The organism is Providencia sp. PROV261 (assembly GCF_028477945.1).
GTDB classification, from domain to species: Bacteria; Pseudomonadota; Gammaproteobacteria; order Enterobacterales; family Enterobacteriaceae; genus Providencia; species Providencia stuartii.
In genome coordinates this window covers 171,411-183,892 of the sequence record NZ_JAMPMC010000013.1, presented here as the reverse complement: position 1 = coordinate 183,892, position 12,482 = coordinate 171,411, and the positions used below count along the sequence as shown (strand labels likewise).

Genomic DNA, 12,482 nt, shown 5'->3' with positions numbered 1-12,482 from the left:
ACATGAATAAATTATTTTTAATTGGGGGTATTTCGACGCTTCTATTTTCACAATCCGCTTTAGCCGAATTTAGAGCATTATTTAATGAATTATCTCATACAGTGAATGAACCTATTTATGTTTCAAGAACAGCACCAATTGGATCAGAAGTCGGAACTATTGATTTAGGAAGCTATACCGCTTGGAGTTGGAGTAACATAACAGACGAAGTTCAAGTGGGAATTTATTTACCTGAAACGTATGGCAGTAAACAATATTATAATAACAGATACATTAAAGAAATTAATAATTCTGGTGTGGGCTATGCGCTACATGGGACAGTGTCAACACCTTGCACAGGTAGTGCTTATGTTGATGGAATTAATACCATTGATGGAAATAATGCGAATAGGATGATCTGTAGCACTACCCAGAGTTCAGGTGTGTATACCGTTTCTTTAAAACTTGTTTTTTATAAGCTCAAAGATAACGTAAAAACGCAAGTACTACCTGCTAGCCGAGCGGCGATGTTAATTATTTATAATAATGGATTTCAAACATCGGATAGCTACGGTAATATGGAGCCTAAGGTTAGTATAGGGCCGGTTAATATTATTTCGACAGGTTGTGAAGTGCTGAATAAAAATATTCTTGTGCCTTTTAATAAGATTGATAAATCGAGTTTTTCAGGGGTAGGGAGTGTTAGCCCAAATAGCGTGAAAGATTTTCAAATCAACCTTAGTTGTGATCCCGTGTCACCCATAAAAATCACCTTTACTGGAACACCTGTCAATAATAGTATGACACCCGGAACAATCGCATTAAATAATCCAACAGACGTCAATACTGCGAAAGGGTATGGTATACAAGTTAAGTATAAAAATGACCCCATTAAAATAAATCAAATGATGACGATCGAAGAAAAAAATGTATCGTCGGAAAATTATAGTATTCCATTACAAGCAGCGTATATTCAAACTTCGAATGATACACAAGCTGGCCAAGCTAATGGAACGTTACAGTTTAATTTGCAATATCATTGATTCCCAGAAAAATCGGACAGATTAAACGGTAACTATTCAATATAAATTATGATGAGCACAATATTTATTACAATGTTGTGCTTATTTTTATTTTAGTGATGCCAAAGACGAACGTAGGAGAACTTGGTGGCATTGGACCGAATGGATTGGCATTTACTGAATTTTATTATTCAACAGAGAATGGGAGCTATTTTGATGACTATCATCGTGTTTTAGCACAAGCATTGCCATCAGTATACCATGTTGAAAATTCTTGGGAAAACTATGACAAAATAGCTTCGGTGATTGCTGCTGTATTTAATAATTGGAAAATGACTCACTCTAAATAAGCATACAGCATTATCTATATCGATTGAAAAAGGGAGCAAATGCTCCCTTTACACCAATATTGATTTATTCGACTTCCAAAATACGGCAAGTATTCGTACTACCAATTGTGCCCATCAAGTCACCTTGAGTAACGAGAACGAGATCTCCAGTCATTAAATAACCATTATCACGTAGGCGTGTGATAGCTTCATTCGCAGCCGCAATACCATCGGTGTGAGTGCTACAGAAAACAGGTGTAACACCACGGTACAGTGAAGACTGATTGAGTGTTTTTTCATGGCGCGACATAGCGAAAATAGGTAAGCCAGAACTGATACGTGACATCATACGAGCAGTACGGCCTGATTCAGTCATCGCGATAATGGCTTTGACCCCTTTCAGGTGGTTAGCAGCGTACATCGTTGACATCGCGATAGCTTCTTCAGGTGAATCAAACTCGGCATCTAAGCGGTGCTTGGAGACATTCAGTCCAGGCATTTTTTCAGCCCCTAAACAGACTTGTGCCATGGCAGCAACAGTTTCAGCTGGGTATTGCCCCGCAGCGGTTTCTGCTGATAGCATAACGGCGTCTGTACCATCTAGAACGGCGTTAGCGACATCCATCACTTCAGCACGAGTCGGCATTGGATTTGTGATCATTGACTCCATCATTTGAGTTGCGGTGATCACTACTCGGTTGAGCTGACGTGAACGGCGGATCAGTTTCTTTTGTACCGCAACTAATTCTGGGTCACCGATTTCAACGCCTAAATCACCGCGAGCAACCATGACAACATCCGATGCAAGGATAACTTCATCCATAATTTCATCGGTTGCCACAGCTTCAGCGCGCTCTACTTTCGCGACGATTTGGCATTCACAGCCTGCATCACGAGCCAAACGGCGCGCATAATTTAAATCTTCGCCTGAACGAGGGAAGGAAACGGCAAGGTAATCGACACCGATTTTAGCGGCGGTGATGATATCTTCTTTGTCTTTATCGGTTAGTGCTTCAGCCGATAAACCACCACCAAGTTTGTTGATGCCTTTATTATTGGAGAGTTGACCGCCAACGGTTACTTCAGTGAAAACTTGTAAGCCTTGGACTTCACGGACTTTCAGTTGTACACGACCATCATCAAGCAATAAAATGTCACCAGGTACAACATCAGCAGGTAAACCTTTATAATCAATACCCACTTTTTGTTGGTCACCTTCACCTTTGCCGAGAGTGGCATCAAGGATAAATTTATCACCAACATTTAAGAATACTTTGCCATCTTTAAACGTAGAAACACGTATTTTAGGGCCTTGTAAATCGCCAAGGATCGCAACATGGCGACCTAAACGAGCAGCGATTTCACGCACTTTGTTAGCACGAAGAATATGGTCTTCTGGAGTTCCGTGAGAGAAGTTTAGGCGTACAACGTTGGCGCCGGCGTTAATAATCTTTTCAAGGTTATTATCACGATCGGTAGCTGGACCTAGGGTAGTAACAATTTTAGTTCTTCTAAGCCGTCTAGTCATGTATTACTCCGTTGACCTGTAATGGTGTTGATTTATTGAGTGAAATCTTTTCATACTTCAAGCGGTATGTAGTGCTCGTGGCGTAAGCCCCTATCATATTATGTCGACATACAACTTGAATCATTTAGCGTATTTTCGAGACCTTTTTACGACAAGTCGTCATGCTGACACGAGCACAGCTATTATATACTGCTAATTCGTTTATGCTATCAGGTCTGTAAAACTATTAAAGCCCACAGCAAGAAAAGAATACTTTTTAACGTTTACACACTATCAAACCGCGAATCACGTAAAGCTTCTTTGACCCGTTTCAAGTTATCTCTAAATTTTTCACCTCTTCTTAAGGTAAAACCCGTTGTGAGGACATCGATCACTGTGAGTTGAGCAAGTCTTGAGACCATTGGCATATAGACGTCGGTATCCTCTGGTACATCAATAATAATTGAAAGGGTAGCGACTTGAGACAATGGAGAGTTTTCTGAGGTGATGGCAATCACAGTGGCATCGTTATCACGGGCTAGGCGAGCCATATCAACTAAGGCTTTCGTTCTTCCTGTATGCGAGATTAAAACGATAACATCCCCCTCAGTACTATTTATACAACTCATTCGTTGCATGACAATATCATCGAAATAAATGACGGGAATATTAAAACGGAAAAATTTATTCATCGCATCATGTGCTACAGCCGCCGATGCGCCAAAGCCAAAAAAGCTGATTTTTCTTGCTTGAGTGAGAAGGTCAACCGCACGATTAACGGCCGCAATGTCTAAAGTATGTTTGACATTATCTAAACCCGCCATTGCTGATTCGAAAATTTTATGGGTATAGGTGTTAACCGTGTCATTCTCTTCAACATTTCGGTTCACGTAAGGGGTGCCGTTAGCGAGGTTTTGCGCCAATCGAAGTTTAAAGTCAGGAAACCCTTTGGTATCCATTTTACGGCAAAACCGGTTAACGGTGGGTTCACTCACATCAGCAAGTTGAGCAAGGCTCGCAATGCTAAGATGAATAGCTCGCTGTGGCATACCTAAAATCACTTCGGCAACTTTCTTTTCTGATTTACTTAAAAAATCGAGGCTGTTCTTCATTTGTTCTAAAATATTCATATAACGAAAGTGCCTATTTCATCAAAAGGAGAAATTTTTCTGCCATAAAGATACGCTGTATTTTATTAATATCGTTTTGAAGGCAGTGTGTATATAAAAGGAATATACTATGGGTAATGGCTAACCTATCTGAATGAGAGGCGTTTGTGATGTAATTTTTTACAAAACTATGAGCTGTATCTAATTTTCATATCAGTAAGTTCGTTAGCTGTTTTGTCATTTTATTACAAATGCTGTCACCATTCAGTTAACATGACATGGTTTAGGTTTGCTGCTTTTTTCAGCATAAAAACTGTGATCTGTATCATCAATATTTACTGAATACCCTCAAAAGGGTACATTAGCGGAACATCTGGCTAATTTTGTAACAAAATTACAATAAATTCCGCAAATTGAGGAGAACCAATATGGCGGTAAATAATGCTGCTCAAGCCTGTGACTTGATTATTTTCGGCACCAAAGGAGACCTCGCTCGTCGTAAGTTGCTTCCATCCCTTTATCAGTTGGAGAAAGCAGGCTACATTCACCCAGACACCCGTATCATCGGTGTAGGGCGTGCGCAGTGGAGCCAGAGCGATTATGTTGAGTTTGTTGAAAAGGCGTTCAGCGAATTTTTAAAAGAAGATCTCGACCCAGTACTTTGGGAGAGGCTCAGTGCGCGTTTAGATTTCTGCAATTTGGATGTTAATCAAACCGAAAATTTCGATAGCTTGGCACAAATGTTGAAGCAAGACTGCCATCCCGCTATCCACTATTTTGCTATGCCGCCGAGCACTTTTGGGGCAGTTTGCCATGGACTTGGACATGCAGGTTTAAATAAACAGCCTAACCGTGTTGTGATGGAAAAACCGTTAGGTACAGATTTAGCGTCTTCTCAAGAAATCAACAATGAAGTAGCGAAATATTTTGATGAAAGTCAGGTCTATCGTATCGACCATTACCTCGGTAAAGAAACGGTACTTAACCTGCTGGCTCTACGTTTTGCTAACTCATTATTTATCAACAACTGGGATAATCGCACCATTGACCATGTGCAGATCACCGTTGCAGAAGAAGTGGGTATAGAAGGGCGCTGGGGGTATTTTGATCAGGCAGGTCAAATGCGCGATATGGTGCAAAACCACCTATTACAAATTCTCACCATGATCGCGATGTCGCCACCTGCTGATCTCACCACTGACCGGATCCGTGATGAAAAAGTGAAAGTGTTACGTTCATTACGTCGAATTGACCACACTAATGTCAGAGAAAAAGCGGTTCGCGGGCAGTATACTGCGGGCTTTGTTCAAGGTAATAAGGTTCCCGGTTATCTTGAAGAAGAAGGCGCTAATAAACAAAGTATGACAGAAACCTTTGTTGCGCTACGCGTTGACATCGATGATTGGCGCTGGGCAGGAGTACCTTTTTATTTACGCACAGGTAAGCGCTTACCTGCTAAGTGCTCTGAAGTTGTTGTTTATTTTAAAAAGCCAGCACTGAATATTTTCTCTGAAAGTTATCAGGAATTACCGCAAAACAAGCTCACTATTCGTCTGCAACCGGATGAAGGGATTGATATTGAGATCATGAATAAGGCACCGGGCCTTGATCACAAACATCGCTTGCAAACCACTAAGCTGGACTTGAGTTTCTCAGAAACCTTTAATCAAACACACCTTGCGGATGCTTATGAGCGCTTATTGCTTGAAGCAATGCGCGGTATTCAAGCGCTGTTCGTACGCCGTGATGAGGTTGAAGAGGCTTGGAAGTTTGTTGATTCCATTATGGATGCGTGGGCTATGGATAATGAAGCCCCTAAACCATACCAAGCGGGTACTTGGGGGCCTATCGCATCGGTTGCGATGATCACTCGTGATGGGCGTTCTTGGAACGAATTTGAATAAGCTATAGTTGATTTATCTCGTAGGCCAGCTTGCTCTAGAAGGAAGCTGGCCTTATTTTTATCCATGGTGCGAGAGCATCTTACAGCACTAACTCACTTCTTCCTGTCGCCGCCATATGAATAATACCTTGCTCTATCCGTAAACAAGCCATTTTAGCCGCATCGGGAACAGACAGCCCCGCGAGTAATTGAGCTGTTAACTCTGCACCAAATAGATCGCCGGTGCCTTTTGGCGTGACAGGGTAACGTTTATGGCGAATAACCGCGACATCCTGTTTGGTGACACACACGACCTCAATACTTTCATCATCGGGTTGGAATGCACTGGTAATGATCACCCATTGCGTATGGCCTTTTAGTAATGAACGAGCAGCTTGAGTTGCATCATCAAGGGTCTTTATCTGTTGACCACTTAGTGTCGCGAGTTCAAATTTATTGGGGATGATACCCGTTGCAAGCGGCAATACTTCATCGCGATACACATCGGCAATTTCTGGGGGAATATAAAAACCGCTATCTTCATCCCCCATAACAGGATCGACAATGACAGGTATAGAAGGGTATGACTGACGTACACTTGATAACCATTGTGCAAGATCATGGGCTTTATCTCTAGAGCCTAAATATCCCGTTAGGATCGCACGTACACTGCCAAGGCAATCGCGCTCAACTAATCCAGACAGATAGCCTCGAAACCATTCACCCGGTAATTCGCCGCCGTGACATGTCACATAATGGGGGGTATTGCTTAAAATCACTGTCGGTACAGCAGCGACCCTTAGCCCTTGCTTCATCAGTGCCGGAACCGCAATACTGTTACCGACACTGCCGTAAATAACTTGCGACTGGATGGAGATGACATCATAAGGCAGCGGCGTGGCATTTGCATCGTTTTGAAAACTGTTAGAGGTGAGGTTAAAGGTGTCCATTTATCTCTCTTTCGGCCAAAATTAAGCAGTTAGCTAATATAAGATGCCTGTTTGCTGTTGAAGTCAATCATAAACAATGGATAGGACTACGTAATAAAAGAAAACAATGAAAAATTTATTTTTTTCAATAAAAAGTATGGTTATCTAGTGAGAAGTTTGTGGTTGATTATTCGTTTCACTTGAGAATAGGTCAAGGTTAGTTGATTATTTCCTGCATAATTATGCAATAAATATTCATTTAAAAAAGCTTTTTATATTCATTGACTTAATATTTTTGGCATGATAAAAATAACCTGTAATCAACAATTATATGAGGGTTCGGAGTAACTTGGATGGATGTCCATCCGATGAAATGAATGAGATATCATGCTTAGCGTGAATAGCATTAAAATCAGTAAGTCCCAAAGAAGAACTACCCATCGGCTTTTCCTTTCAGCGATCCTTTCCAGTGAACACCACTGGTGCGGTGCATTATAGCGTCTCTCTCTATTATTCATTTTGCTGAATAAAATCAGCATCACTTTGATATTTATTTGTTTTTTATAATTGCACAAAATTTTTCTTAGCCGAAAAGTTTGCTATTTCTGTATGAAAAATAAGCAGTCGTGCGATTATCCATAGAGAGATTATATAATGATATATTGGATATTTTTAGCATTAGCTATCATTACCGAAGTGATCGGTACATTATCGATGAAACACGCCAGCGTGAGTGGTGATTTTACTGGGATGGCAGTAATGTATGTCATGATTGCATCTTCTTACATTTTGCTGGCTGTTGCTGTGAAAAAAGTTGCCCTTGGGGTTGCATACGCCTTATGGGAAGGGATCGGTATTCTATTTATCACGACGTTTAGTGTGTTGTGGTTTGGCGAGTCGCTTTCCCCTATGAAAATCGGTGGCTTAGTATTGTTAATCGCAGGAATTGGGTTAATTAAATCAGGTACTAAAAAATCGACCGTCACTCAGTCTGCTCAAAAAGTGAAAGAAGCGGCGGGGCGTGCGGTCTCTGCGGTTAAATCAGGTGGTTTGGCACAAGAACGTGCTAAAACGGAGGCCTGATTATGGACGTCCAATTTGAATGGTGGCACGGCGCATTTTTAGTTCTTGCTGTGGTACTGGAAATTCTTGCAAACATCCTCTTAAAAATGTCGAACGGCTTTAAACGTTACTGGTTAGGCATTTTATCTTTAGTGGCAGTATTAGGCGCATTTAGCTCGTTGGCTCAAGCAGTCAAAGGTATCGAATTGTCGATTGCTTATGCGTTGTGGGGCGCTTTTGGTATTATTGCGACGGTAGCCGCGGGGTGGATCCTTTTCAATCAGCGGCTAAATTATAAAGGTTGGGGAGGTATCGTCCTGTTATTGTTGGGGATGGTGCTTATTAAAATGTCTTAAAAAATAGAGCGCCAATTGATGATTGGCGCTCTATTTTTTTATGATAAATCGTTTGCTAGGTGTCGTTATTCAATAGCGGCAACAATTTTGATTTCGACTTTATATTCCGGTTTCATCAGCGCCGCTTGTACAGTACAACGAACCGGTGCGCTGCCTTCAACAACCCAAGCATCCCATGCTTGATTCATTCCCGCAAAATCGGCTTTGTCAGCAAGGAAAATCGTTGCATCAAGGATTTTACTTTTGTCAGAACCCACGCGTTGTAAAAGAATATCAATCGCTGAAAGGGTATTCGCTGTTTGAGCAATAATATCAGCATCTAAGTTATCCGGTACACTGGTGTAGTAGACAACATTGTTGTGAATAACCGCTTCAGACCAACGTTTGTCAGGGTCAATTCTTTCAATCGTCATCATTATTCCTTAGTTCATTTCATTAGTGAGTCTTTTTAAGGATAACAGCTTGCTTTATTGATGAAAAATCCTTTCTATGACGATTGGATGATTTAGCTCAGCAGGCAACATCAAGACATGATAAAGTAGACGCCTTCAAAGAGAACAATAAATAGGTTTGCGGTGCACGACGATTTTTCTTCTAATGGCTTTTTGGCGAGAACAATCCCAGGTTTTCAACCACGAGCAGCCCAAGTCAAAATGTCACATGCTGTCACGGAGGCAATTGAAAAACAGCATGTGCTAGTGGCTGAAGCGGGAACAGGAACAGGCAAAACATACGCTTATTTGGTGCCCGCCTTACGTTCGGGTAAAAAAGTGATTGTTTCGACTGGATCGAAAGCGTTACAAGATCAGCTTTATCACCGTGACTTACCCACGATTATAGACGCGATGAAATTTAATGGGCGGACAGCGTTATTAAAAGGCCGCTCAAATTATCTTTGCTTAGAGCGTTTAGATCAGCAGTCATTAGGCGGTGGGAGCCTTGAGCCAGAAATATTGTCTGCCGTTGTCCGCTTACGCAACTGGTCCATTGAATCGGAGTCTGGGGATATCAGCACTTGTCACGATATCGCGGAAGATCATGCCGTTTGGCCATTAGTCACCAGCACTAATGACAACTGTCTCGGCAGTGATTGCCCTCGTTATCAAGAATGCTTTGTATTAAAAGCGCGCCGCAAAGCATTAGATGCTGACATTATCGTTGTTAACCATCATCTCTTTATGGCTGATCGTGTTGTTAAAGATACGGGGTTTGGGGAGTTAATGCCACAAGCTGATGTGATGATTTTTGATGAAGCACATCAAATCCCCGATATTGCTAGCCAATATTTCGGTCAACAACTCAGTAGCCGCCAGCTTCTTGATCTCGCACGTGATATGGTTATGGCCTATCGCACAGAGCTAAAAGATCTGGTTCAGCTACAAAAAAGTGCAGATAGGCTAACTCAAAGCACATTGGATTTTCGCTTAAATTTAGGTGAGAGCAGCTTTCGTGGTAACTTGCGTGATCTATTGAAAAGCCCTGTGGTGCAGCGCGCGTTGACATTACTCGATGATTCTCTCGAGTTATGTTATGAAGTGATCAAGACATCATTAGGGCGCTCGCAAACATTAGATTCCGTTTTTGAACGGGTGACTCTCTACCGTAATCGTTTGAATCGGCTAAAAGATGTCACAATTCCAGGTTATAGCTATTGGTTTGAAAGCTATGGCCGGCATTTTTTATTAGCGATAACACCACTGACGGTTGCGGAAAAATTCAGTGAAATGATCTCCAGTACGCCAGCAAGTTGGGTATTCACATCGGCAACGTTATCCGTTAATGAACAACTCAATTACTTTACCGATAGATTGGGTTTAACGTCAGCGAAAACCTTGCTATTGGCGAGCCCTTTTGATTATCAAAGCCAAACTTTACTCTGTGTGCCACGTTTTTTACCGGAAACAAACCAAAAAGGGGTGGCACAAAAACTTGCGAATATGTTGCGACCACTGATTATAAAAAACCAAGGGCGCTGCTTTTTCTTGTGTACATCACATATGATGATGCGTGAATTAGCCGAAGAGCTGAGAACAACACTCGTGTTACCTGTGCTTATGCAAGGCGAAAGCAGTAAAAATAAGTTACTTGCTCAATTTATTGCGGCGGGAAATGCAGTGCTTGTTGCAACGAGTAGCTTTTGGGAAGGGGTAGATGTCAGAGGGGATGAACTGACATGTGTGATTATCGACAAATTACCGTTTACAGCCCCTGATGACCCATTATTACGGGCGCGTATTGAGGATTGCCAATTAAGAGGCGGTGACCCATTTGCGGATGTTCAAATTCCTGATGCGGTGATCACCTTAAAGCAAGGTGTTGGGCGTTTGATCCGTGATACCAGTGATTACGGCGTTATTGTGATTTGCGATAACCGTTTAGTAACACGTCCATATGGTAAGGTTTTTTTGAATAGTTTACCGCCGTCACCAAGAACTCGCAGTTTATCTAAAGCAATTGAGTTTCTTGAGAAAAAACGAATAGAACATAATAATAGCAATTAAACCAAGGTCATAAGCGGTTTTTTCTGCTATTTCATTTTGAGTTTATGCTACTATAAACGTCATTTTCAGGTCACTGTACAGGTACAGTGGCATCAAATCTAATCATTTGCCGGAGTTGTGGCATGTCGAGCCGTATTCTTGCTGTTGATACAGCAACAGAAGCATGTTCAGTCGCATTGTTATGCGATGGAGAAATTATTTCGCGTTTTGCCGTTTCGCCTCGAGAGCATACACAAAAAGTGTTGCCAATGGTGGACGAGGTATTATCCCAAGCGGGGGTCACTTTAAACCAATTGGATGCGTTAGCGTTTGGTCGTGGACCGGGGAGTTTTACGGGCGTTCGCATCGGGGTCGGTATCGCCCAAGGGTTAGCACTCGGCGCCAATTTACCGATGATCGGTGTTTCATCATTGATGACACTGGCAGAAGGGGCATATCGAACGCAAGGACATGAGCAGGTTTTGACAGCGATTGATGCGCGCATGACAGAGGTATATTGCGCTCAATATCAGCGTACAGCAGAGGGCATATGGCTCGGTGAGGATACCGAAGCTGTTATGGCGCCGGAGCTATTTAGAGATTCAATCGCTCAGTTGGCAGGGCAATGGAGCCTAGCAGGAACAGGTTGGCAAGCTTATCCGCAATTAAAAGACAGTGCGCTTTCGTTGATTGAGAGTGGGATCACATTGCCAGCGGCACAAGATATGTTACCGATTGCTGAACGTTTATGGCGTGCGGGTCAGGTACAAGCCGTCGAAAACGTTGAACCAACATATTTACGTAACGAAGTGACGTGGAAAAAACTGCCGGGTCGTGAATAGGTATATTTTTTAGATTGGCTATGCTTATTTTATTGTTAAGTTAGGCATAGCCAAGTTCTGTTTTACGCTTTTTTCCTACCAATATTTACTGTCTTAAATGGATGTTTTTTTTAATTCGATGATTGAAATTAGCATCGAGACACATCAAGCCTTATTTTATCAGTCTATAATTGAATTATTCGTGTATTTATCTCTCAAAGTATTGAACATATCGTGTTATGTTAGTTGATATTAATGTTAATCCTTGCCGTCTGAATTTATAATTAAAGCTAAATGGAGGTGGTATATGGGTATAAAAATTAACAGCCGTTCGACATTTAAAGTGGTTTTATTTGTCGGCATATTAACGTTAACGGGGTGTGTGTCGATCCCAGCCTCAATTCAAGGCTCGTCACCTAATCCAGCGGTTAACTTATCGTCAGTACAAAATGCGCCTGAAATGTATATTGGGCAGGAAGGGCGTTTTGGTGGGAAAGTAATCTCTGTTTTTAATCAGCCTAATAAAACGCGATTAGAAATTGCCGTGATCCCACTGAATAAATATGATGCAGCACCAGAATTAAATACGGCATCAACTGGTCGTATTTATGCCTTTGTTAATGGGTTCCTTGACCCTGCTGACTATAATGGTCGTTACATCACAGTGGTGGGTAAAATTACCGGAGAGCAGCCTGGTAAAATTGGTGATATCCCCTATAAGTATGTCACGTTAGACGTAACGGGTTACCAGCGTTGGAATTTAGCGCAAAGTGTAATTTTGCCGCCACCAGGCCCGTGGGGTTATGGGTATTACGGAAACCCTTATTACTATAACCATCCTTGGGGTTACGGATATGGCTATGGTTATGGCTATCCGGGGGGTGTTGCTCCAGTACAAACCTATTTAACCGAATAAAATGAGAAGTGAAAGGCTATTTATTCGGCAATGAGCTTAGTCAGTTTATTTATTAGGTTTATACGTGGGAAATATGTTAATTTTTCCAAA

Annotated in this window: 12 protein-coding genes; 8 read left to right on the top strand and 4 right to left on the bottom strand. The window is 41.8% G+C overall.

Translation table 11 applies throughout. From position 1 onward, the window contains the following. The first annotated feature begins 2 nt into the window (after positions 1-2). Together PR675_RS09350 and PR675_RS09345 are read left to right on the top strand one after the other, a co-directional pair. Complete coding sequence (locus tag PR675_RS09350; protein ID WP_014658298.1) at positions 3-1,022, top strand: fimbrial protein; 1,020 nt, start codon at positions 3-5, stop codon at positions 1,020-1,022. A 98-nt stretch (positions 1,023-1,120) separates the two neighbouring features. After that, positions 1,121-1,351 carry a DUF7832 domain-containing protein gene (locus PR675_RS09345; RefSeq protein ID WP_036943896.1) on the top strand — a complete coding sequence of 77 codons (231 nt, stop codon included), beginning with the start codon at positions 1,121-1,123 and terminating at the stop codon, positions 1,349-1,351. Between the two features lie 64 nt (positions 1,352-1,415). Here PR675_RS09345 and pyk read toward each other — a convergent pair whose 3' ends face one another. Both pyk and PR675_RS09335 read right to left on the bottom strand, forming a co-directional pair. Further along, positions 1,416-2,858 carry a pyruvate kinase gene (gene pyk, locus PR675_RS09340; RefSeq protein ID WP_004919488.1) on the bottom strand — a complete coding sequence of 481 codons (1,443 nt, stop codon included), beginning with the start codon at positions 2,856-2,858 and terminating at the stop codon, positions 1,416-1,418. Positions 2,859-3,121: 263 nt separating this feature from the next. Beyond that, positions 3,122-3,967, bottom strand: a complete 846-nt coding sequence (locus PR675_RS09335) for a MurR/RpiR family transcriptional regulator (protein WP_004919490.1) — start codon at positions 3,965-3,967, stop codon at positions 3,122-3,124. Positions 3,968-4,374: 407 nt separating this feature from the next. On the opposite strand from PR675_RS09335, the gene zwf reads away from it, so the two are divergent. Further along, positions 4,375-5,850 carry a glucose-6-phosphate dehydrogenase gene (gene zwf / locus PR675_RS09330; RefSeq protein WP_004919491.1) on the top strand — a complete coding sequence of 492 codons (1,476 nt, stop codon included), beginning with the start codon at positions 4,375-4,377 and terminating at the stop codon, positions 5,848-5,850. Between the two features lie 79 nt (positions 5,851-5,929). Here the strand turns inward: zwf and pdxK are convergent, their stop codons facing one another. Further along, on the bottom strand, positions 5,930-6,778 hold the full coding sequence (gene pdxK / locus PR675_RS09325) for a pyridoxine/pyridoxal/pyridoxamine kinase (RefSeq protein ID WP_004919494.1): 849 nt from the start codon (positions 6,776-6,778) through the stop codon (positions 5,930-5,932). Between the two features lie 633 nt (positions 6,779-7,411). Between pdxK and mdtJ the strand changes: the two genes are divergently transcribed. Beyond that, positions 7,412-7,840, top strand: coding sequence for a multidrug/spermidine efflux SMR transporter subunit MdtJ (gene mdtJ / locus PR675_RS09320; protein ID WP_004919496.1), 429 nt, complete (start codon positions 7,412-7,414; stop codon positions 7,838-7,840). A 2-nt stretch (positions 7,841-7,842) separates the two neighbouring features. Beyond that, on the top strand, positions 7,843-8,175 hold the full coding sequence (mdtI, locus tag PR675_RS09315; RefSeq protein WP_004919498.1) for a multidrug/spermidine efflux SMR transporter subunit MdtI: 333 nt from the start codon (positions 7,843-7,845) through the stop codon (positions 8,173-8,175). A gap of 65 nt (positions 8,176-8,240) precedes the next feature. Here mdtI and PR675_RS09310 read toward each other — a convergent pair whose 3' ends face one another. Continuing rightward, positions 8,241-8,588 carry a RidA family protein gene (locus PR675_RS09310; RefSeq protein ID WP_014658300.1) on the bottom strand — a complete coding sequence of 116 codons (348 nt, stop codon included), beginning with the start codon at positions 8,586-8,588 and terminating at the stop codon, positions 8,241-8,243. A 162-nt stretch (positions 8,589-8,750) separates the two neighbouring features. On the opposite strand from PR675_RS09310, the gene PR675_RS09305 reads away from it, so the two are divergent. The 3 genes from PR675_RS09305 (at position 8,751) to PR675_RS09295 (ending at position 12,392) form a co-directional block, all read left to right on the top strand. Further along, positions 8,751-10,676: an ATP-dependent DNA helicase gene (locus tag PR675_RS09305; RefSeq protein ID WP_036940136.1), complete on the top strand. Its 1,926-nt coding sequence runs from the start codon at positions 8,751-8,753 to the stop codon at positions 10,674-10,676. Positions 10,677-10,798: 122 nt separating this feature from the next. Further along, positions 10,799-11,497, top strand: coding sequence for a tRNA (adenosine(37)-N6)-threonylcarbamoyltransferase complex dimerization subunit type 1 TsaB (gene tsaB, locus PR675_RS09300; protein WP_004919503.1), 699 nt, complete (start codon positions 10,799-10,801; stop codon positions 11,495-11,497). Positions 11,498-11,783: 286 nt separating this feature from the next. Beyond that, entirely contained in the window at positions 11,784-12,392 is a 609-nt protein-coding gene (locus tag PR675_RS09295; protein WP_060560585.1) for a Slp family lipoprotein, read from the top strand. The last annotated feature ends 90 nt before the right edge of the window (positions 12,393-12,482 follow it).

Coding starts and splice junctions, on each gene's coding strand:
- PR675_RS09295 (WP_060560585.1), top strand. CDS start 11,784: ATGGGTATAAAAATTAACAGCCGTTCGACATTTAAAGTGGTTTTATTT.
- pyk (WP_004919488.1), bottom strand. CDS start 2,858: ATGACTAGACGGCTTAGAAGAACTAAAATTGTTACTACCCTAGGTCCA.
- PR675_RS09345 (WP_036943896.1), top strand. CDS start 1,121: ATGCCAAAGACGAACGTAGGAGAACTTGGTGGCATTGGACCGAATGGA.
- PR675_RS09350 (WP_014658298.1), top strand. CDS start 3: ATGAATAAATTATTTTTAATTGGGGGTATTTCGACGCTTCTATTTTCA.
- PR675_RS09335 (WP_004919490.1), bottom strand. CDS start 3,967: ATGAATATTTTAGAACAAATGAAGAACAGCCTCGATTTTTTAAGTAAA.
- zwf (WP_004919491.1), top strand. CDS start 4,375: ATGGCGGTAAATAATGCTGCTCAAGCCTGTGACTTGATTATTTTCGGC.
- mdtI (WP_004919498.1), top strand. CDS start 7,843: ATGGACGTCCAATTTGAATGGTGGCACGGCGCATTTTTAGTTCTTGCT.
- PR675_RS09310 (WP_014658300.1), bottom strand. CDS start 8,588: ATGACGATTGAAAGAATTGACCCTGACAAACGTTGGTCTGAAGCGGTT.
- tsaB (WP_004919503.1), top strand. CDS start 10,799: ATGTCGAGCCGTATTCTTGCTGTTGATACAGCAACAGAAGCATGTTCA.
- mdtJ (WP_004919496.1), top strand. CDS start 7,412: ATGATATATTGGATATTTTTAGCATTAGCTATCATTACCGAAGTGATC.
- pdxK (WP_004919494.1), bottom strand. CDS start 6,778: ATGGACACCTTTAACCTCACCTCTAACAGTTTTCAAAACGATGCAAAT.